The organism is Pseudoalteromonas phenolica (assembly GCF_005876835.1).
GTDB classification, from domain to species: Bacteria; Pseudomonadota; Gammaproteobacteria; order Enterobacterales; family Alteromonadaceae; genus Pseudoalteromonas; species Pseudoalteromonas phenolica_B.
Map to the genome: position 1 here is coordinate 145,430 of NZ_PPSW01000006.1, position 20,473 is coordinate 165,902.

General features: G+C 39.8%; 17 protein-coding genes. 8 read left to right on the top strand and 9 right to left on the bottom strand.

Translation table 11 applies throughout. The features are described 5' to 3' along the window. Positions 1-74 precede the first annotated feature (74 nt). The 6 genes from C1E24_RS03195 (at position 75) to C1E24_RS03220 (ending at position 3,959) form a co-directional block, all read left to right on the top strand. Positions 75-1,172 (top strand): type 1 glutamine amidotransferase domain-containing protein, encoded by a 1,098-nt coding sequence (locus C1E24_RS03195; RefSeq protein ID WP_138478665.1) that lies wholly within the window; start codon positions 75-77, stop codon positions 1,170-1,172. A 90-nt stretch (positions 1,173-1,262) separates the two neighbouring features. Next, a complete protein-coding gene (locus tag C1E24_RS03200; protein WP_138478667.1) occupies positions 1,263-2,111 on the top strand; it encodes an SPFH domain-containing protein in 849 nt (282 codons plus the stop codon). 62 nt (positions 2,112-2,173) lie between these two features. Beyond that, on the top strand, positions 2,174-2,371 hold the full coding sequence (locus C1E24_RS03205) for an Arc family DNA-binding protein (RefSeq protein WP_138478669.1): 198 nt from the start codon (positions 2,174-2,176) through the stop codon (positions 2,369-2,371). Between the two features lie 28 nt (positions 2,372-2,399). After that, positions 2,400-3,380 carry an alpha/beta hydrolase family protein gene (locus C1E24_RS03210; RefSeq protein ID WP_138478671.1) on the top strand — a complete coding sequence of 327 codons (981 nt, stop codon included), beginning with the start codon at positions 2,400-2,402 and terminating at the stop codon, positions 3,378-3,380. 4 nt (positions 3,381-3,384) lie between these two features. Next, a complete protein-coding gene (locus C1E24_RS03215; protein ID WP_138478673.1) occupies positions 3,385-3,702 on the top strand; it encodes a cupin domain-containing protein in 318 nt (105 codons plus the stop codon). A gap of 5 nt (positions 3,703-3,707) precedes the next feature. Then, on the top strand, positions 3,708-3,959 hold the full coding sequence (locus C1E24_RS03220) for a hypothetical protein (RefSeq protein WP_138478675.1): 252 nt from the start codon (positions 3,708-3,710) through the stop codon (positions 3,957-3,959). 160 nt (positions 3,960-4,119) lie between these two features. On the opposite strand, the gene C1E24_RS03225 is transcribed toward C1E24_RS03220, so the two are convergent. Together C1E24_RS03225 and hutH are read right to left on the bottom strand one after the other, a co-directional pair. After that, complete coding sequence (locus tag C1E24_RS03225; protein WP_138478677.1) at positions 4,120-6,123, bottom strand: urocanate hydratase; 2,004 nt, start codon at positions 6,121-6,123, stop codon at positions 4,120-4,122. 11 nt (positions 6,124-6,134) lie between these two features. After that, on the bottom strand, positions 6,135-7,634 hold the full coding sequence (gene hutH / locus C1E24_RS03230) for a histidine ammonia-lyase (protein WP_138478679.1): 1,500 nt from the start codon (positions 7,632-7,634) through the stop codon (positions 6,135-6,137). A 126-nt stretch (positions 7,635-7,760) separates the two neighbouring features. Between hutH and C1E24_RS03235 the strand changes: the two genes are divergently transcribed. Both C1E24_RS03235 and C1E24_RS03240 read left to right on the top strand, forming a co-directional pair. After that, entirely contained in the window at positions 7,761-8,663 is a 903-nt protein-coding gene (locus C1E24_RS03235) for a LysR family transcriptional regulator (protein ID WP_138478681.1), read from the top strand. A gap of 66 nt (positions 8,664-8,729) precedes the next feature. Beyond that, the gene (locus tag C1E24_RS03240) at positions 8,730-10,754 is read left to right on the top strand and encodes an EAL domain-containing protein (RefSeq protein WP_138478682.1); all 2,025 of its coding nucleotides are present in this window, start codon (positions 8,730-8,732) and stop codon (positions 10,752-10,754) included. A 57-nt stretch (positions 10,755-10,811) separates the two neighbouring features. Here C1E24_RS03240 and C1E24_RS03245 read toward each other — a convergent pair whose 3' ends face one another. From C1E24_RS03245 to C1E24_RS03275, 7 genes are all read right to left on the bottom strand, one after another. Then, positions 10,812-13,628 carry a bifunctional aconitate hydratase 2/2-methylisocitrate dehydratase gene (locus C1E24_RS03245; RefSeq protein ID WP_138478684.1) on the bottom strand — a complete coding sequence of 939 codons (2,817 nt, stop codon included), beginning with the start codon at positions 13,626-13,628 and terminating at the stop codon, positions 10,812-10,814. Between the two features lie 214 nt (positions 13,629-13,842). After that, positions 13,843-16,092: an NAD(P)-binding protein gene (locus tag C1E24_RS03250; protein ID WP_138478685.1), complete on the bottom strand. Its 2,250-nt coding sequence runs from the start codon at positions 16,090-16,092 to the stop codon at positions 13,843-13,845. Between the two features lie 11 nt (positions 16,093-16,103). Then, complete coding sequence (locus tag C1E24_RS03255) at positions 16,104-17,063, bottom strand: acetoacetate decarboxylase (RefSeq protein ID WP_138478687.1); 960 nt, start codon at positions 17,061-17,063, stop codon at positions 16,104-16,106. Positions 17,064-17,174: 111 nt separating this feature from the next. Next, positions 17,175-17,501, bottom strand: coding sequence for a hypothetical protein (locus tag C1E24_RS03260; protein ID WP_138478689.1), 327 nt, complete (start codon positions 17,499-17,501; stop codon positions 17,175-17,177). Between the two features lie 9 nt (positions 17,502-17,510). Next, the gene (ppk2, locus tag C1E24_RS03265) at positions 17,511-18,398 is read right to left on the bottom strand and encodes a polyphosphate kinase 2 (protein WP_240721927.1); all 888 of its coding nucleotides are present in this window, start codon (positions 18,396-18,398) and stop codon (positions 17,511-17,513) included. 135 nt (positions 18,399-18,533) lie between these two features. Next, positions 18,534-20,042 carry a Calx-beta domain-containing protein gene (locus tag C1E24_RS03270; protein ID WP_138478691.1) on the bottom strand — a complete coding sequence of 503 codons (1,509 nt, stop codon included), beginning with the start codon at positions 20,040-20,042 and terminating at the stop codon, positions 18,534-18,536. A gap of 163 nt (positions 20,043-20,205) precedes the next feature. Further along, the gene (locus tag C1E24_RS03275) at positions 20,206-20,406 is read right to left on the bottom strand and encodes a hypothetical protein (protein ID WP_138478693.1); all 201 of its coding nucleotides are present in this window, start codon (positions 20,404-20,406) and stop codon (positions 20,206-20,208) included. Positions 20,407-20,473 lie beyond the last annotated feature (67 nt).

The window sequence follows — 20,473 nt, forward strand, 5'->3', positions numbered from 1 at the left end:
TAAATATAAATCACGACAAAGTCACGACAACTGATTGGTTAAAGTGTTGCTAACTTCAACAAGGAGAAGCAGCAATGAAATATTTAACTTTATTCATAATTTGTCTGGGCTTAATAAGCCCCCATGTATTTGCCAAAAAAGTCGCTTTATTAATTTCCGGTTACGGCAATGAAACCCAAGGTAAAATTAGTTATGACCTTGAAGAGCTTGCACAAACTTATTTGGTTTTACATAACCATAACTTAGAGCTCGATATTGTCACACCTAAAGGCGGTGAGGTTGTTGTTAAGACAAATAAAGATAATCTAATTTACATACAAAAATTCAAAGGGCTTGCCCTTCATAAATTGCAAAATACTCACTCAGCAAAACAGGCAATTCAGCAAAGCTATGACGCTTTATTCATTGTTGGGGGAGACGGCGCAATGTTTGATTTACCTTTTGACCCGTCAACTCAAACTTTCATTAATCAGTTTATCGAACAGCAATCACCCATTGCTGCTGTATGTCACGGTCCTGCCGCATTGGTTAATTTGAAAGGCCCTGATGGTGATTACTTTGTTGCGGGCAAGAAGGTAAATAGTTTTACACAAATTGAAGAACAAGCTTTTAATGCAGAATTACTTGATAAATTTCCATTTTCACTTGAAGAAAAGTTGATTGAGCGCGGTGCAACATTTGTGAAAAACAGCCCAATGATGCCGTATATTTCTGTTGATGGAACGCTTATAACAGCTCAAAACCCGATGAGTGTCGCTAAAGCCGCAGAAGCCTTGTTACTAAAGTTAGGCATTTCACCAAAGCAAAGAACACCCTTTAAAGATGAAGCAACTTTCGAATTAATAACACAGGCCAAATCAAACGGTGCTGCGGTTATTTCAATTGAGCTTGCCAAAGATAAAACGAGATATGACTTAAATTATTTGGGGCTTTATGCTTTTTACGCATATAGACTCGCACAAACGCAAGATCAAAAACGGCAGGAGTTAACGCTTAAAGCTGAAATAGCAAACATCTTTAAGCATCCTAAATTATCAGAGTCTCTAATTAACGCTTATCTTGAGCAGCAATTAATTAAAGAGGCAGAGCAGGCATATCAGGTATTTAAACTCGATTTTCCAAACGATAAGTCTATCGCTTTGCTTGAAAACAAAATAAATAGTTACAAATAGACATCCACAAAAAAGAAACAAACTACTTGCCTAAAATCTTAACTCGATCTAATGTGATATCAACTTGATATCACATTGATGGAGTTTTCAATGAAAGAAACAAAAGGATTCTCAACAAACGGGTATGTTGCAACGGTGATTTTTATTGCAATTGCATTAGCCTGTTTAAGCCAATTTAACCCAGTAAATGGGAGTGGCATTTTATTTGTTGTTCTAGCTGTGCTTAGTTTGGCCTGTTTAACAGGTTTATTTATGGTGCAGCCAAACCAAGGCCGTGTACTGACTTTGTTTGGCAGCTACGTAGGCACAGTAAAAGAAAATGGGTTACGTTGGACTGTGCCTTTCTTTATTCGTAGAAATATTTCTTTAAGGTTAAGAAATTTTGAAAGTAATAAAATCAAAGTAAATGATGCTCACGGTAATCCGATTGAGATTGCTACCGTGGTTGTGTGGTCAGTGAATGACACTGCAGAAGCCGTATTTGAAGTAGATGACTACGAAAGCTTTGTAAACATTCAAAGTGAAGCGGCGCTAAGAAATATGTCAAGCGCTTATCCCTACGATCAACATGACGGTGATGAAATTGCATTGCGCAGTCACCCAATTCAAGTCTCTGAAGCTTTAAAAACAGAAATTCAAGATAGGCTGGCAAAAGCAGGTGTAAAAGTACATGAAGCTAGAATTTCACACCTTGCTTATGCGTCAGAAATTGCCAGTGCCATGTTACAGCGTCAACAAGCTTCAGCCATTATTGCTGCAAGACAAAAAATCGTAGATGGTGCTGTTGGTATGGTAGAGCTTGCATTAAGCCGATTGTCTGAGCGAGAAATCGTAGAGCTAGACGAAGAGCGCAAAGCAGCTATGGTTAGCAACTTGCTGGTGGTATTATGCGCCGAGCAAAATACGCAACCTGTGGTCAATGCAGGTAGCCTTTACTGACACTAGATTTTCAAATTGAGTTGAAGTGTAAGCTTCAACTCAGCAATTTAAAGAGGCTTATTTTGGCCAGTAAGAAAAGTTACCCACTTAGAATAAACCCTGATGTATTAGCGGCAGTACAGCGCTGGGCCGACGATGACTTACGCAGTGTAAACGCGCAAATAGAGTATATTTTGCGAGATGCATTGGTAAAATCGGGAAGGGTGAAAATAGTGCAAAAAGCGGTAACGGAAGTACATCCACAAGACCCAGAAGAATAAAGCTTATTTTAAGCTTCAAGGAGTAAAAATGGTTCAGGAAGAGATTGTATTTAAGTCACAAAAGTTAAATTTAAAAGGTACATTGTCATTACCTAAAAGTAAGGGGAAATTTCCTTGTGTTGTTATGGTTCACGGTAGTGGCCAGCAAGACAGAGATGGCAATATCAATGGTTTCGACACCAATATTTTTAAACAACTTTCAGAGCAGTTAATTGAAGCCGGTTACGCCAGTTTTTGTTATGACAAGCGTGGTGCAGGTAAAAGTGAAGGCGATTTTAAAACAGCTGGGTTAGAAGAAGTTGTGTTAGATGCTCACCAAGCAATCAACCATATTTCAACCCATAAACAAGTAAATACTGACGCTATTTATGTATTAGGGCATAGTGAAGGGGCTTGTTTAGCACCTGAAATAGCAAATGAGAATAAACTTATTTCTGGGTTAATTATGCTTTGCGCTAGCCTTCGTAGCTTTGAAGAAGATGGCATTAAAAATGCAGAAGTAATGAATAGAGATCTCGATGCTCTAAAGGGCTTAAAAGGCAAGATCTTAAGGCTTTTTTTGTACACCAAAGACCCTGCTAAAACTATGCGAGATTTGCGGCAAAAAGTTGAAATTAGCGATAAACCAACAGTGAGAGTTGGCTTTCACAAAGTAAGCACCAAGTTCTACAGAGAAACATTTAATTATGATGTGAAGTCGCACCTGGTTAATACGATAAAACCGATATTAGCCATTGGAGGTGAAAAAGACTTTCAATGTCACCCTGATGACACCAAGCTCATCGCTAAGGTTACAAAAGCATCAACAAGTACACATATCATAAAAAATATGGACCATACTTTGCGATTGCAAGCAGGTTTGCCTTCACTCGCCAGCTACAAACACGCTGGTAAAAATGACATAATGCCTGAGGTCGCAATTCAGTTAAATAATTGGCTATCAGGGCAAATGAGTTTAGCTGAAACACATGCAACTGATGAGAAACCAAAACCAACAGCCATAACTTAAGCGAATGACAGTTAACTTACTTAATAATATTCCTACTGACTTATCAGACGAAGTCTTTGAAGATCTAATCAATACTGATTCTGTTCGGGTCGAACGAATAATTTCTCAAGGACATAACTCACCTGCAACGGGTTGGTATGACCAAGACGAGCATGAATGGGTTATGGTCTTAGAAGGGTTTGGCGTACTTGAATTTGAAAATGGCAAATGTGTGAGGCTAGAAAAAGGAGATTCTTTAAATATATCAGCTCATACAAAGCACAAAGTGAAACAAACTTCAGAACAACAGCCAACGATTTGGTTGGCTATTTTTTATAAATAATCGCAATGGCAAAACCGAATAAAAAAGGGCCGGTAAGAACGGTTGATATTTTTTGCGCAAAATGTAGAACTCAACTTTTTAAATACCGAAAGGGCGGTAAAGGTGCGCTAGTTAAATGTTTTGAAGAGCGAATTGTTGAAGATTACACAAACGATAAAATACATTGTCCTCAGTGTAATATTGAATTTGCAAGAAAAACACTGATCAGAGGCACGCCCGCACTAAAAATTGTTGGTGGTAAGGTTACTTTTAAATAAACCCCTATCAAATGATTTTTGTTTGAGTGTGTCGAATTTATAGTGAGAAACAATCTTAGTTAAGATCATCTTGCACCTAGCTTGCACAATAAATATAAAGTCGTATCAAAAAAAAGCCGTTTCATGTATTGAAACGGCTTTCTCAGAAAAACAGCTTGTTTTATTTAAAATCCAACTTATTTAAAATATCGTCTTCGACATTTTGTGAAAGTGTGACTTTAAGCTTAGGTGTACGCGCCATTTCACGTTTGATGGCGAAGTTTGCTTCTTCGTTACGCGCCCAGCTACGACGTGCAATACCATTGTTTACGTCGAATAGTAGCATTGACTTAAGACGACGCTCAGCATCGCTTGAGCCGTCAAGTAGCATACCAAAGCCACCGTTGATCACTTCACCCCAACCAACGCCACCGCCGTTGTGGATAGACACCCATGTTGCACCACGGAAACCGTCACCGATCACATTGTGAATAGCCATGTCCGCCGTGAAGCGGCTGCCATCATAGATGTTAGATGTTTCGCGGAATGGTGAATCTGTACCAGATACATCGTGGTGGTCACGACCAAGTACCACAGGACCAATCTCACCGCGCTCAATGGCATCGTTAAATGCTTTAGCAATTTTAATACGGCCTTCAGAGTCAGCATAAAGAATACGCGCTTGTGAACCAACCACTAGCTTGTTTTCTTTCGCGTCTTTGATCCACGTGATGTTGTCTTGCATCTGTTGCTGAATTTCTTCTGGCGAGTTTGCCATGATCTCTTCAAGCACTTGCGCGGCAATCGCATCCGTTTTGTCTAAGTCTGCAGGGTTACCAGAAGTACATACCCAACGGAATGGACCAAAGCCATAGTCAAAACACATAGGGCCTAGAATATCTTGCACGTATGACGGATATTTAAAGTCAATGCCGTTTTCAGCCATAATATCACCGCCTGCGCGAGATGCTTCGAGTAAGAACGCATTACCGTAATCGAAGAAATATGTGCCTTTCGCTGTGTGCTTGTTTACAGCTGCCGCATGACGCTTAAGGGTTGACTGCACTTTTTCTTTGAATAGATCAGGCTCTTCACGGATTAAGCGGTTTGATTCTTCGTAGCTAATATCAACCGGGTAGTAACCGCCTGACCATGGGTTATGAAGAGACGTTTGGTCTGAGCCTAAGTGTACAAAAATGTCTTCAGCTAAGAAGCTTTCCCACACGTTTACAATGTTACCAATGAACGCAATAGACACCACTTCTTCGTTTTCTTGTGCTTTACGCACACGTGCAACTAGGTCATCGATGTTATCAACGAGTTCATCTACCCAACCTTGCTCATGACGTTTAATCGCGGCTTTCGGGTTAACTTCGGCACATACTGTAATACAGTTAGCAATGTTACCCGCTTTTGGCTGTGCACCACTCATACCGCCAAGACCCGCTGTTAAGAAGATCTTACCTTTCGGGCTTTCGCCTTTATTAAGTACTTTACGGAATGCATTCATTACCGTAATAGTTGTACCGTGTACGATACCTTGTGGGCCAATATACATGAATGAACCCGCAGTCATTTGACCGTACTGAGTGACACCCAATGCATTGAACTTTTCCCAGTCATCTGGCTGAGAGTAGTTCGGGATCATCATACCGTTTGTAACCACAACGCGCGGCGCGTCTTTTGAAGATGGGAATAAGCCCATAGGGTGACCAGAGTACATATGTAGCGTTTGGTCTTCTGCCATCTCGCTTAGGTACTTCATAGCCAGTAGGTATTGCGCCCAGTTTTGGAATACCGCACCGTTACCACCGTAAGTGATAAGCTCTTCTGGGTGCTGTGCCACAGCTGGATCAAGGTTGTTGTCGATCATTAGCATGATCGCAGCAGCTTGCTCACATTTTGCCGGATAGTCAGAGATTGAACGCGCTTTTAGCTCATAGTTAGGCTTAAAGCGGTACATATAAATTCGGCCAAAATCTTTCAACTCTTGAGCAAATTCAACGGCAAGCTCTGCATGCCACTCTTTTGGGAAATAGCGAAGGGCATTGCGAACTGCGAGCTGTTTTTCTTCTGCGCTTAAAATATCTTTACGTTTTGGTGCGCGGTTCGCACCAGCCGGATACGCTTTTGGCTCTGGCAAAACGCTTGGAATACCTTGTTTGATGATATCTTGAAAATTCATGTCGGTTTTCCTTAGTTTACTGAAACTGTGAAAGCTTGAGATGTTACAAATTCAACCATGGCATCGATGTCAGGCTTAAGTAGTCTGTCTTCTTCAAGCTTGGCAACCTTAGTACGGATCAACGCGTGGTTTTGTTCAATAATATCTGAACAAGTATTTGGACGTCTGAAATCAACGGCTTGTGCAGCGTACATTAATTCGATTGCAAAGATTTTTTCTAGGTTACCTAGAATTTGGTTGAATTTACGGCCAGAAATACTACCCATAGATACATGGTCTTCTTGACCCATTGACGTTGGCACGCTGTCAGCAGACGGTGGGAAACATAACGATTTATTTTCAGTTACTAATGCCGCTGTGGTGTACTGCGGGATCATCATGCCAGAATTTAAGCCGCCAGATGTCGTTAATAGACGTGGTAAACCGTGTAGGCCTTCAAGTAGTAAGTAACAACGACGGTCTGAAATATTACCCAGTTCAGCAGCCGCAATTGACGCGTAGTCAAGTACCATAGCCAAAGGCTGACCGTGGAAGCTACCACCCGAGATGGCTTCTTCTTCGCTGATAACGATTGGGTTATCAGTAACAGAGTTCATTTCAGTCTCTGCTAATTCTTTTAAATGGTTGTACGCGTTACGTGATGCGCCGTGAACCTGAGGAATACAACGTAAAGAGTACGGATCTTGTACGCGGTCACACTCCTCATGATCAGCCATGTTTTGTGAGTCTTTAAATAAGCGGCGCATACGTTTAGCCACTTCAATGTTGCCCTCAAACGCACGAATTGCGTGTAGTTCTTCTCTGAATGGTTGCTCACTGCCTTGCATGCCTTCAATACTCATTGCGCCTGCAATGTCTGCAAGGTCGAGTAAGTAACGCATTTTAGTTAGGCCAGTGATGGCATGTGACAGAATAAACTGAGTACCATTAATCAGTGCTAGACCTTCTTTGGCATGTAAGTCCATTACTTTAAGGTTGTTGTCTGCCAGTACTTTTGCCGCAGGTTGAATTTCGTCGCCTACCCAAAATTCACCTTCACCAAGTAGTGGTAAGAATAAATGAGAAAGTGGCGCAAGGTCACCTGAAGCACCAACAGAGCCTTGCTCAGGTACAACTGGAATAATATCAAGTTCAACGAACTTAAGCATACGCTCAACCACTGCTAAGCGAATACCAGAGAAACCTTGGCTTAATGCATGTACTTTGGTGATAAGCATGAGCTTAGAGATTGACTTTGCAATCGGGTTACCTACACCAACAGCGTGTGTGATAAGTAGGTTTTTTTGTAAAAGGTGAGTTTCTTCAGGCGTGATTTGGGTGTCACATAAAGGACCAAAACCTGTGTTAATGCCATAAACCGCTTCGCTCGATGCAGCCATTTTGTCAACACGTTGACGGCTTGTATTTATTTTGTTGATAGCTTCACTGGTTAAAACAGCATCAACTGAACCGTTTGCAATACTATTTACAGTATCAAGATCTAGACGGTCTACACCATATCTAAACGTCATCTTGTTCTCCAAATTCATTGAGTTCTTATATTTATGGCGTAAATATTAATGAGTGGATGAAGTTTTATAAATTGCATATAATCGATATTCATTCCGGGTTTATCAAACTAAATATTTGGCACATTAATGCAAATACATGACGTAGATCTCAAATTATTAAGAGTTTTTGTCGCAATCGTGGAATGTGGTGGTTTATCTGCTGCAGAATCTAGATTAAATATTGGACGCTCGACCATTAGTTCACATTTGTCGGACTTAGAAGTTCGTTTAGGCATAAAGCTTTGTAAGCGAGGTCGAAGTGGTTTTGAGTTAACAGAGCCGGGAAGGGTAACCTATCAAGCCTCTTTAGAGCTCCTTCGTCAATGTGAAGCCTTTGCCAATACTGTAGCCAGTTCTAAAAATGAGTTATCGGGTCGAGTGAGTATCTCTGTCATAGATACTATGGTGAATGACCCCCGCTGTGGCGTTGCGCAAGCGATAGCGTCACTTCGACAGTTAAGTAAGAACATTCAATTTGATATTAATGTTTGTGAGGCCAGAGAAGTTGAAACTTCGGTGATAAATGGTCGTTCACTCGTAGGTTTAGGTGTGAGTCGTCATCATATAAGAGGGCTTGAATATATTCCGCTGCACAACGAAAACAACTATCTATACTGTGGCAAAGGGCATGAACTGTTCAGATTAGAAAGACAGAGATTGTCTGAGCGTTTATCTGATGCTGAAGTGATTACTTCAAACTATATGAGGGACAAAGAAGTCAGAAATGATGGTTTGAATTATCAAAACAGTGCAACGGCATATCATGATGAAGGCATTGCGCATTTAATTTTATCTGGTCAGTTTATTGGTTATCTCCCGGAGCATTACGCGAGTTACTGGGTTGATAAAGGGCTAATGAAGGTAATACAGCCTGAGAAATACACATATCAGATCCCAGTGAGTTTAATCCTTTCGAAAAATCACCAAGCCAATCCATTGTTAAATGCCATCGTTGAAGCACTTATATACTCGCATAGTAACGAATTTTAATGATTTATTCGCAGATATTCAGAAGGAGATTATACTTAATTTAACAGCAATGTTTGGGGCGCTTTTTTGTCATTTAAAACAGCGAAACGTTCAATAAAGGCGGTATTACACAGTCGATTTCTTCTGTCTTTGCGTGAAGCCTTCATTGCTCTGATCCCCTATTTTGTCAGCAGTGCCATCGCTATTTTGTTGTTAAATAGTGCTGTAAAGTTCAATATTGTGGCACAGACCGATCATGCTTATTCAGTCATACTGGCAAGTGCTTCTTTAGTGCTTTCTTTATTTCCAGTTATTGTTTCTATTTCCATCGGTTTTTTTATTAGTAAAAACTTTGGGCAAAGTGGTGTGGTGGGTGCCATGCTAGCGCTGCTCTGCTTTTCACTTCATGGGCAGTATATCAATTTTGATGGTGAGTCATTTAGACTTGATCCTACTGGCGGCACACCCTATGCGGTAATTATTCCTTGTTTAAGTAGCCTGATCTTAAATTTGTTGGTAAACCTTCACCCTAATTTAGATAAACACTTTCATCATATAAGTCGTTTTTTGAGCGAAAAATTACTGATTATCCTACCTTTTACGCTGACATTCTTTAGTTTTTATACATTTATGCCGGTAATTAATTTTACCGGTGATCTGATTGCTTCTTGGATAACGCCAGATATTAGTCAATCAACGATAGCAGAATTAACGTTTGAAAGAATGCTGTTTATACACGGGCTTTGGTTTTTAGGCATTCATGGCGACAATACTTTTAATATGGTATTTGACGCAAATTATTTGATGCAGCCAATTATAGGAAACTTACCTGCGAAAACATTTTACGACACATTTGTTTTAATAGGTGGGACAGGCTGTTTCGCAGGGTTAATTATTGCGGCATTATTCTTGAAATCTGGCTCACATGAAAAGAACATCGCTAAACTTTCAATGCCATTTACGGTTTTCAACTTTTGCGAAATCATTCTTTTTGCATTACCGATATTTTTAAACCCGATTATGCTAATTCCTTTTGTAATGGCACCAACAATTAACTTTGTGATTTCTTATACAGTCATAGATTATGGGTTGGTTAACGTGAGTAATGAAACGATTAGTTGGATGACACCTACATTGGTAAATGGGTTCATTGTGTCTCAAGGCTTATCAGGGCTGTTATTGCAATTATTTTTATTATGCTTGAACACATTAGTTTATTACCCATTTTTGAAATGGCACAGTGAACAAATCAATTTTGATAAGGCCATCAGTAAATTGAGTGATCAACTCAACATCTCTGAGCAGATTCGTAATAAAGGTGAGTCAGATTTTATTGCACACCAAATAGATCTAGATAAAGCAAATAAAACACTGAAAGAAGTCCTCACAGAGATCAGCAAGGGTAGGCTACTACTTTATTACCAACCGCAAATTTGCCAATTTTCAAAAACCGTTTCTGGTTTCGAAGCATTGTTAAGATTAGAAAAACAATCAGGTGATATTGTTGGTCCTTATTTCTTAGACACTTTAATCAAACATGATGAAACAGAAATTATCGATATGTGGGTGATTGAACAAGCACACAGAGATTTATTGTATTTTAATAGTAAAGGGTTTAAACCAGTCATAAGCATAAATGTTAATCCAAAAGTGATGACAAACAGTTTGTTAGTAGAATATATCTGTGAAGTGTTCAAAGATTTTCCAAGTCAGCTAAAAATTGAAATAGTTGAATCAAGTTATCTAACAGATAAGAAAACGGTGCTTAAGAATATAAAAAGCTTACAGAATGCAAAAATACATACAGTTATTGATGATTTTGGAACCGGCTATTCTAGTTTGGCAATGTTGTCAGAGTTACCAATAAAATACATTAAGCTTGATAAATCATTACTAGACGATACTGGCACAGTTAAGGGAAAAGAATTCTATCAACATGTTGTTGAATTACTTCATAAGATGGATAAATCGATTGTTGCTGAAGGTGTAGAAACACACGAGCAGTTGGCGTTTATTAATGGTTTAAAAATTGAGGTAGTTCAAGGTTGGGTATATCAGAAAGCACTTGCAAAAAAGGATGTTATTAATTTCGAAAAGCGTTTTGAAAAATAAAAAACGCGGTAAGAAGAAATACTTACCGCGTTTTAAAATTAAAGAAGCTTAACAATATTAAGCATCAACAACTTTTACTGGCACAGCTTGCTCAGAACCAAACTTAGTTGTTAGTTCTTCTTCAGCAGGAGTAAATGCTGTTAGGTCGATGCCCTCAACTGCCGCAGTATACTCTTCGATAGTTGGGAAGCGGCCAAGTACTGTTGAAAGCACTACTAGTGGTGTAGAGCCAAGTAGAGATTCACCTTTTTTCTCAGCTGTATCAGCTACAACACGGCCTTGGAAAAGACGCGTTGATGTTGCGATCACAGTGTCACCAGGTTCAGCTTTTTCTTGGTTACCCATACAAAGGTTACAACCAGGGCGTTCTAGGTATAGGATGTTGTCGTACTTAGTACGTGCAGCCGTTTTAGGTTGCTCATCGTCAAACTGGAAGCCAGCGTACTTAGCTAGGATATCCCAATCGCCTTCAGCTTTAAGCTCATCAACGATGTTGTACGTTGGTGGCGCAACAACTAGCGGTGCTTTGAATTCAATAGAACCATTTAGTTTTTCAAGGTTACGTAGCATCTGAGCGATGATTTGCATGTCACCTTTGTGAACCATACAAGAACCAACGAAACCTAGGTCTACAGGCTTGTCATTGTAGAATGAAACTGGGCGAATAACGTCGTGCGTGTAACGCTTAGATACGTCTTCGTTGTTTACATCTGGGTCTGCAATCATTGGCTCAACGATTTCGTCAAGGTCAACAACAACTTCAGCGTAGTACTTAGCGTTGTCGTCTGGTGCTAGAGCTGGTTGCTCGCCAGATTGAACACCTGCAATACGCTCGTCAGCTAGGTCGATAAGGCCTTGTAGCGTCTTAGCTTCGTTTTCCATACCCTTATTGATCATAATCTGGATACGGCTCTTAGCTAGCTCGATAGACTTAACAAGTGTTTCATTGTTTGAAATACAGATAGACGCTTTCGCTTTCATTTCTGCAGTCCAGTCAGTGAATGTGAACGCTTGGTCAGCCATTAGTGTACCAATGTGAACTTCGATGATACGACCTTGGAACACGTTCTCACCGCCAAATTGCTTAAGCATTTGCGCTTGAGTTGCGTGAACAACGTCACGGAAGTCCATGTGCTTAGCCATGTTGCCTTTGAAAGTTACTTTCACAGACTCTGGAATTGGCATTGCAGACTCACCCGTTGCTAGTGCTAGTGCAACAGTACCTGAGTCAGCACCGAACGCTACGCCTTTAGACATACGCGTGTGCGAGTCACCACCGATGATGATTGCGCGGTCATCCACTGTAATATCGTTAAGTACTTTGTGGATTACGTCAGTCATTGAGTGATATACACCCTTAGGGTCACGTGCAGTGATAAGACCAAACTTGTTCATGAATGCCATTAGCTTAGGAATGTTTGCTTGCGCTTTTTTATCCCATACAGAAGCCGTGTGACAACCAGATTGGTATGCACCGTCAACAAGAGGAGAAATTGTTGAAGCAGCCATTGCTTCAAGTTCCTGTGACGTCATTGGACCCGTAGTATCTTGAGAGCCAACGATGTTTACTTTAACACGTACATTCGAGCCTGCGTGTAATGGCGTTTCAGACTGAACACCAACTGCGTTACGGTTAAAGATTTTCTCTACAGCTGTTAGACCTTGGCCTTCGTGCGAGATTTCTTTAGATGGTGCGTATACAGCTGGTGCTGCAACACCTAGTGTTTCTGCTGCTAATGTTTGAAGTTTCTTACCGAATACGACTGCGTAAGAACCGCCAGCTTTCATGAATTCAACTTTTTGTGGTGTGAATGCAGATGAGATGTCTGCTAGTTCTTCTTCACCGTTGAATAGTTTTTTAGCTTTAGTATCGATAGTTAGCACAGTACCCGTTGCTACAGAGTATGCTTCTTCTAGTACTGGGTCGCCATTTTCATCAGTAACTGTGTTACCTTCAGCGTCTACTTTCTTAACCCAGTTTTTAAGGTCAAGTCCGATACCACCAGTTACATCAACTGTAGTAAGGAAGATAGGTGCAATACCGTTAGTACCCGCAACAACAGGTGCAATGTTGATGAATGGAACATATGGGCTTGCTTGCTCACCAGCCCAAAGTGCGACGTTATTCACACCAGACATACGTGAAGAACCTACACCCATAGTGCCTTTTTCAGCGATAAGCATAACTTTAGCGTTAGGGTGCTGCTTTTGAAGTGCAACAATTTCTTGCTGTGCTTCAGGTGTGATCATGCATTGGCCGTGTAGTTCACGGTCAGCACGTGAGTGTGCTTGGTGACCTGGAGAAAGTAAATCAGTTGAGATATCACCTTCACCAGCAATGTAAGTTACAACTTCAATTTTTTCTGCAACGTCAGGCAACTTAGTGAAGAACTCTGCTTTTGCGTAGCTTTCTAAGATGTCTTTAGCAACGGCATTGCCAGCTTTGAATGCGTCTTGTAGACGAGTTGTATCTGCATCGTATAAGAAAACTTGTGTTTTAAGTACGTCAGCAGCTTTTGAAGCGGTTGCAGCATCTTCACCTAGAGCAAGGTCTAGTAGAGCAGCGATTGATGGACCACCTTTCATGTGTGAAAGTAGTTCAAATGCAAAATCAGCTGTGATTTCAGCTACAGACTCTTCACCAAGAATGATCTCTTTTAAAAATTGTGCCTTAACACCTGCCGCAGATGTAGTACCTGGCAATGTGTTGTAGATGAAGAAGTTTAAAGAATCTTCACGGTGCTCATTTGTTGTATCTTTAATTTGAGCAATGATTTCAGACAGAAGCTCTGCGTTGTCGATTGGTTTTGGGCTAAGTCCAAGTTCCGCTTTACGCGTTTGGATCTCTTCCATGTATTCTGTATACAAACTCATAGAAAACTCTCGGTGTTTTTTTACTTGATACGAAGTGAGCAACTTAGTGCTAAATTAAATTGCCCAACGAAAATGCTCATTAAAGCCGACTCATATTATAGCCGACTTTATGTATGATATTTTGAATCTATCAATTACTTGCAGTGCGATTCTATCGCAAATACATAATAATTTACATCAATACCAAAAATAGTTGCTATAAATATAATTTATATCAAAGCGCGCCATCAGGCTCAAATCCATCTTCACCGCTGATATGCTCAGGTATACCGCAAATGGCTCTTGATGTTTGCATGCCAGCCATTACTGCGGCTTCAACACATCCGGCATTTACACCAGTTTTGATCCAGTCCCCCGTGATGAATAAATTACTGAAAATAGTGCCATCAGTTGGCAATCGATATTGGCTACTATTTGTGACTGATAGCACATAGCGCTCAGAAGGATCGACGTTTACGCGCCAATATTGTTCATCAAAACGTGACTCCCCCGGTAGCTTATTTGAAGAATAAAGAATGTCCCAATTAAATTCATCACCGTGATAGGCTTCAGGCCATAGTGGTTGCATTTCTTTATTCAATTTTTCGAGCGCGTTTTGTTTAACAATGGCTTTTTGCTGAGAAGGGAAGTCGTGTATATCTTTACCAGGGTAATCATCACACGTAAAGGCACTACAAAAATAAGCGATATTTTTGGGATGATTGTTTAGTGGCCAATCTTCTTTATCTAATAAGTTAGACATTGCAGCCCAGGTATCAAAAGGCTGAGAAAAACTACTTAGAATAGGACGCTCTTGGCTATCAGGAATGTATTTAAAACCAAGCTGCTCATCCGTTTTATTCAACCACAATTGAAATGCTTGAGTAGCGACAGCTTTAACTTCAGTTGCTTGTTGCTTAAATTTGTCGTCTAGTGCGATTAATTCAGGACATAAGTGCTCAATAGAAGCGACTGAAATACCAAAAATTACTTTGTCGAAATCTTTCCCTTGCTTTAGTGTCTTGGTCGTTAAAGTGTGCCCAAATTTCGCTTCATAAACTTGAGGCCAATCACTCCAGAATGATTCCAAATTAATATTTTTGTCTTGTAATAAATCAGCTTGCGCATCTTCAATTTGATCATAAAGCGGGTAGGAGGGCCAGCAGGGTAAACCTTTGACATCTACAAGTGGATCATAGCTATTTGACTTCAATGAGACTTGTTCAGTCATCACAATCTCACTAATGAGATTATCAGTTTGGCTATTAGTTGCGGGCTTTAAAGCTTCAACCTGGTGGAAAAATTCAAATTTTACACCGCGGTGTTTTAGTAATTCGTAAATAGGTGAAAATATTACATCACCCATGCCTGCTTGCATTTTCCACATAACGCCACCGTGGTAACAGAGCATAAGTCTTAGCATTGCTAAACTTGCAACGCCAGCTTCAACATCTCCTTTGCTAAAATCACCATCGACATAACCGAATACTAAATCGTAAAAACCGATTACAGGCGCTGATTCAACACTGTACTTTTCGTTAGCGCCATTCTTTTTAAGCCAATCTTTAAAATCGATATTGTTGATTGCACCAAAGCCTTTAGAGAAAACTTTATCTTTTATTAGTCCTGTCGCCATTGCGATGGCTAAATCAGCGCAGATATAAGCGCGTCTAATCGTTGGATTATCATCGAGTAATTCAATGGCCTCACTATTTAACCAGCGTTTCAATTTACGAACTATGTACCAAACAACAAGTCTGTCTTTTGGGTTTTGTAGATTTTTATCATTCGATCTGAGGGATAAAAGGTGTTTGAGCTGGGTGGCAAGGATCTTAGGCGAAGACCAAATTTCTTTCAGTTCATCATGCGCGGAGTCAAAAAAATCACTCACTTCGTCTTCAATGTCATCGAAGGCATCAGTTATTTCTGTAGCCAAGTGTCTTAATAAGTTTCTATCTCTAGGCTTTTTTGTTTGTAACTTAGTTACCTTGTTTGCCTGTTCTATTTCGTCTTCTAATGAGTCTATGAATTTATGAAGCCATGCAATAAGTACTTCGAGCAATTGCCAAAAATGCAGATCGAGAGTGCCATCAGCTGGGTTCCCCTCAATTGTTGGAAAGTCTACTGGCCAAGTTTCCCATTCACTTTCAATGAACTCTTGTAACACCACAAAACTATGTGGCTTAAATGCTTCTTGCCAGGTATTCAAGGGCATGTTGTCTGGCCTGTTTAATTTATTATATACAGTTTCAATAGCGCGAAATGAATTAACATAAGCGCCAAACCATACATGTAGACCATGCTCTTCAATTCTTTGTCCTAAATAGGGATTTCTACCACTGGCGCCTTTACCACCTAAACGCCAACCTAGCTGGTAAACTGTAATGTCATATTTATCTTGCCAGTTTTCATCTTCTGTCAAGTAAACAGCTGATGTCATTGCGGCAACGCCGCCACCTAAAATAACGATTTTTTCCTTAGCCATAGTCAGCTCCTTTAGCTGTTATTTGAAACTATTTCATAAGCACCATCCTGGTCAAAATCCATGCAAACATAATAGGGGAGTAGGGCTTTTTGCTGCCCAATTTTAATGCCAAACATCTGATCAAACGGGAAAGCATCGAGTTTATTGATGTTGACGTGATACTCGTCTTTGAGCATCGCTATCTTATGGACTTTTCTCACAGTTGAAGGTGAGTGAACCACGGCACTGTATACCGAATTGTAGGCAAACCCGTCAGGAATTTGCTTAAACAGAATTTGATCCATTTGCGGGTTTTTAATCCCACTCATAAATTGCTTTATAAGTTCAGCGCTTATCTGGATTTCCTCTATGCTCGCATGAATAAGCTCTGCCACTTCTTGACCAACTTCTATGATCTCTTCAAATAGCGAATCACCGTCAGAGAAACGTTTAATGGTGAGCAATTCGTGCCAGTCCATTTTGGTAGTTGGATTAAACGGCTGAAATGTTTCTAGGCTTAACGTAAAGTTGTCAGCTTGTTTATAGTCACTAGGCATAGAGTAGCGGCACAAATACTTGTTATAACCCCAAGTTTCGCGACCATTCACTAAGGCGTTAATATTATTTACGGTAATAAACGCCGGATACCAATAAATATGTAAAGCTTTCTTTGTGCTCTTATCTACCTTAGCAATAGGCAACCAAACAATAATATCTGTTTCTTGCATCCAACCGTATTGACTAAATGGTTCAACTTTTGAAGCGATGTTTTCAATATCAGTAAAAGTAAGTAAACAATATTGAGATAGCGGTTTAAAATACACATCATTGGTTGATACTGAATTTAACGTTGAATCGACAAAATTGGTGATCGTGTCGTATTTGCCTTCAATAAAAAAACCGTACATTCTTGCATTGAGCATACGACAGGGTGGCTTTGCAATAGGGTTTCCTAAAAAGTGCTGGTAACTTCCAGAGTTATTCTCTGACATAGCAATTTCCTTCTTTGATAGCATGATTGCTATATCTGTTTTAGCAGAGGAAATTTGAATTATCGAGTAAGTGATAAGAAATAGCAGAGCTTTAACTCTGCTATTTATAAATTAGGCTGCTGATGTATCAGCTTTTTTGTTTTTAGCCATTTTCTTAGCCCGCTTGATGGCAGACTTTTTAGATGCTTTCTTTTGGGCAATTTTCATTACTTTAGCGTCTTTAAGTTGCTTAGTTGCATATTTCAGTTTCTTAATGGCTTTTTCAGCGGCATTTTCTGCTTCTTTAGCTTGATCAACGGCAAGTTGTGCTTTATCTGAAGCGTCTTTTGCAATTGCCGATGTGCGCTCAACTTCTTGCTGGCTAAATTGTATTATTTTTTCCAGTTTCGTCAGTCTGTCTTCAAAAACAAGATCGGCATCTAATGTTAAATCTTCCATTGTGACTCCTTATTTACGTTCGAAAGAACTCGGCTCGCCGACAATCAGAGGGTCAACTTGATTAACGACGTCTTCATCTTTGCCTGGGTAATCTAAGCAGCTTAAGAAGTGTCTCATACAGTTAATACGACCACGCTTTTTGTCGTCAGAGCGGATCTGGGTCCATGGTGCATCTTTGGTATGCGTATGAAACATCATGGCATCTTTCGCTTCACTGTAGTCATGCCATTTTGAAAGCGAGGCCATATCAACCGGACTGAGCTTCCATTGCTTCAGAGGGTCATTTTGGCGAGACTTAAAGCGTCTAAATTGTTCTTCACGACTAACAGAGAACCAATATTTAAATAATTTAATACCGCTATTGACCAGCATGCGTTCGAGATCGGGTGTTTGGCGCATAAATTCGAGATATTCATTATCGTCACAAAAGCTCATGACTTTTTCTACACCAGCACGGTTATACCAAGAGCGGTCAAAAAGAATGATTTCTCCTTTTGTAGGTAAGTGCTGAATATAACGTTGAAAATACCACTGATTACGCTCTCTGGCATTTGGTTTTTCAAGTGCGATAACATGTGCGCCACGGGGGTTTAGGTGTTCCATAAACCGTTTAATTGTGCCACCTTTACCTGCCGCATCTCGGCCCTCGAAAAGCACAACAATACGTTGATTGGTTTGTTTTACCCAACCTTGCATTTTAAGAAGCTCAATTTGCAATTCATGTTTGTGCCTTTCGTACTCTACGACATCCATCTTTGATGAATAGGGGTATTTACCATCGGCGTTCCACTTCATTGGTGGTTTTTTGACATTTAGGTCAAATACCAACTCGCTATTTAAGTCTTTAACATGATCAGACGGTGGGGTTGGAAATTGCTCTATATTATTTGATTGCACGGGCGCTTCCTTATCCAAAAATTATATTGGTAACACCTTACTATAGAGGGGTCTTTGAGCAGTGCATTGATCTATGTCTAATTGAGTATAAAAGATACAATAAAAAAGGGAGCTCTACGCTCCCTTTAAGCTGGTTTAATTACAGCCTACTTGAATTTGTTCTGTCCAAACTCGTACTATGAAGTCATTATAATCAGCATCATTTTGATCTTCCCAATACTGTGTTTGTCCATGCCACCTAAAGTTGTTGGTAAGTTTAGAAGCATTGCCATTTAGTGCGAGTGCATAGTCAAAATGCGTTGATGCAGGTAATTGATAACTACCAGAGCCACCATATTCATCGAGTAGTTTGATAAATTGATTATTAACTTTTATGCCCCAATCATTGTTGTAGCCCGCGCTTTCACTGACAAATTGATAGTTTATTTTGGTATGTGGAACTGGGATGCATTCAGCATCATCGTTTAGGATCATTGCAGGTAGATTTGCACTGCCATTACTATTTAAGCTTGCCGTAGCTTGAATAGAAAAGCTCTTAGTTTCACTATATTCATCATTATCAATCGTTGGAACTTCAATAGTGACATCTGTCTCACCAGCAGCAAAGCTGACTATCTGTGTTGGGAAAGTATAATCAGCGCTAGTTGCTGACCCTTCAATTGCCGAAACCTCAACTTCAACGTCTTGATAGTAACTGTTAGAAAGGCTGACATAGAAGGACAAAGTTTGACCTTCAGTAACGGTATCTTCAATTGCTGATAGTGAAATATTCGGCAGAGGATCTGTTTCACACAAAGGGGCTGTGTAACATGTTGTGGTTTCAGCTGTGTTGGTAGTGAGGTCGTTAAGTCTCACTGGGACTTCTGAAATGAAACACGTATTTCCAGAATGCGGATTCAGTTTATAAATATCAGATTTGTTTGTGTGACCTAAGTCATTAATTTTAGTTCGGCTAATTATTAAGTTTCCTGCATGGTCTATAGTCGCACCCGTAACGGCTGTTAAGTTATGTTTTGCTAATTTTTGAACTGAATAGTCTGATTGGTTGATCTTATAAGACGTAGTACTTGTTACTAGTATCAATTCATCATTATAGAATGCTAAATCACCACGGTACTTACCACTAAGTACACCTAAATCTGCAAGCTTGGTGTACTCACCTGTTTGTGGGTTGATTTCATATAGTGCAGAAAAACTACTGCCGATAAGACGGTTATTCGCTTTGTCAAAGACAAGAGATATAACGCCTTTTGTTCGACCGACCTCTGTGTGAGTTTGAGTTTCGACATCAAAGTAGGCGAGTTTGGTATATTTAAAACGATCACCTGCAATAGGTAAGTGCTTTTTGTCAGCGTTTGATAGATTCAACTGACTAATGTCGACTTTATATGCTAATGCTCTTGGAGCAGAGACATAGTAAATTCTATTTTGTTGAGCATCGTATGCTAAGGCAGCAGAGCTAAACTCAGCGACAGAGTCAGCCTTTACGTTTTGAAGTTGATCATCAAGTTTAAATAAGATACCGGTTTCACCGCGACCAGCGTTGATACCGTATAGCTCACCTTTACATTCATTCGCTAATAATGAGAATGAAGTAGCAGAAATCGCAATCGCCAAAGACGATAACATGAAAGACTTATACATAGTGCAATCCTAAATACAGTTCCGTAACTATAGAAAACACAAAGTAATGACACATCAAATCCAAACTGATGTGGGTCTTAGTCCATAAAGGGAAGGCGCATCCATTATTATCTTTGCAGATGCGAGTATTATTGTCTTTTACTTAACACTTTTCAAATAAAAATTAGTTCTTTTGTATTTGTTTTTCAAAATTTGGTAAAAGTTCCTCAATAATATTTTTTGCAGGAATGGTATAACGTGTGCCGTTAAACATAACTGAAGTATGCTCGTTGATATCAGTGATCCCGGTTAAGGTCCAACCTTCACCGCGTTCATGACAGAAAACTTTAGTGGTAGGGGGGATAACTTTAAATGTTTGGCTCATACAACTCTCCAAAGTAAAAAGCCTATTTTATAGTAACTATAACAAATGCAAAATTGGCATATTAAAA

What these genes read in the sequence shown, in the direction of transcription:
- C1E24_RS03195 (WP_138478665.1), top strand. Translation starts at nt 75, where the DNA reads ATGAAATATTTAACTTTATTCATAATTTGTCTGGGCTTAATAAGCCCC.
- C1E24_RS03200 (WP_138478667.1), top strand. Translation starts at nt 1,263, where the DNA reads ATGAAAGAAACAAAAGGATTCTCAACAAACGGGTATGTTGCAACGGTG.
- C1E24_RS03210 (WP_138478671.1), top strand. Translation starts at nt 2,400, where the DNA reads ATGGTTCAGGAAGAGATTGTATTTAAGTCACAAAAGTTAAATTTAAAA.
- C1E24_RS03215 (WP_138478673.1), top strand. Translation starts at nt 3,385, where the DNA reads ATGACAGTTAACTTACTTAATAATATTCCTACTGACTTATCAGACGAA.
- C1E24_RS03220 (WP_138478675.1), top strand. Translation starts at nt 3,708, where the DNA reads ATGGCAAAACCGAATAAAAAAGGGCCGGTAAGAACGGTTGATATTTTT.
- C1E24_RS03225 (WP_138478677.1), bottom strand. Translation starts at nt 6,123, where the DNA reads ATGAATTTTCAAGATATCATCAAACAAGGTATTCCAAGCGTTTTGCCA.
- hutH (WP_138478679.1), bottom strand. Translation starts at nt 7,634, where the DNA reads ATGACGTTTAGATATGGTGTAGACCGTCTAGATCTTGATACTGTAAAT.
- C1E24_RS03235 (WP_138478681.1), top strand. Translation starts at nt 7,761, where the DNA reads ATGCAAATACATGACGTAGATCTCAAATTATTAAGAGTTTTTGTCGCA.
- C1E24_RS03245 (WP_138478684.1), bottom strand. Translation starts at nt 13,628, where the DNA reads ATGAGTTTGTATACAGAATACATGGAAGAGATCCAAACGCGTAAAGCG.
- C1E24_RS03250 (WP_138478685.1), bottom strand. Translation starts at nt 16,092, where the DNA reads ATGGCTAAGGAAAAAATCGTTATTTTAGGTGGCGGCGTTGCCGCAATG.
- C1E24_RS03255 (WP_138478687.1), bottom strand. Translation starts at nt 17,063, where the DNA reads ATGTCAGAGAATAACTCTGGAAGTTACCAGCACTTTTTAGGAAACCCT.
- C1E24_RS03260 (WP_138478689.1), bottom strand. Translation starts at nt 17,501, where the DNA reads ATGGAAGATTTAACATTAGATGCCGATCTTGTTTTTGAAGACAGACTG.
- C1E24_RS03270 (WP_138478691.1), bottom strand. Translation starts at nt 20,042, where the DNA reads ATGTATAAGTCTTTCATGTTATCGTCTTTGGCGATTGCGATTTCTGCT.
- C1E24_RS03275 (WP_138478693.1), bottom strand. Translation starts at nt 20,406, where the DNA reads ATGAGCCAAACATTTAAAGTTATCCCCCCTACCACTAAAGTTTTCTGT.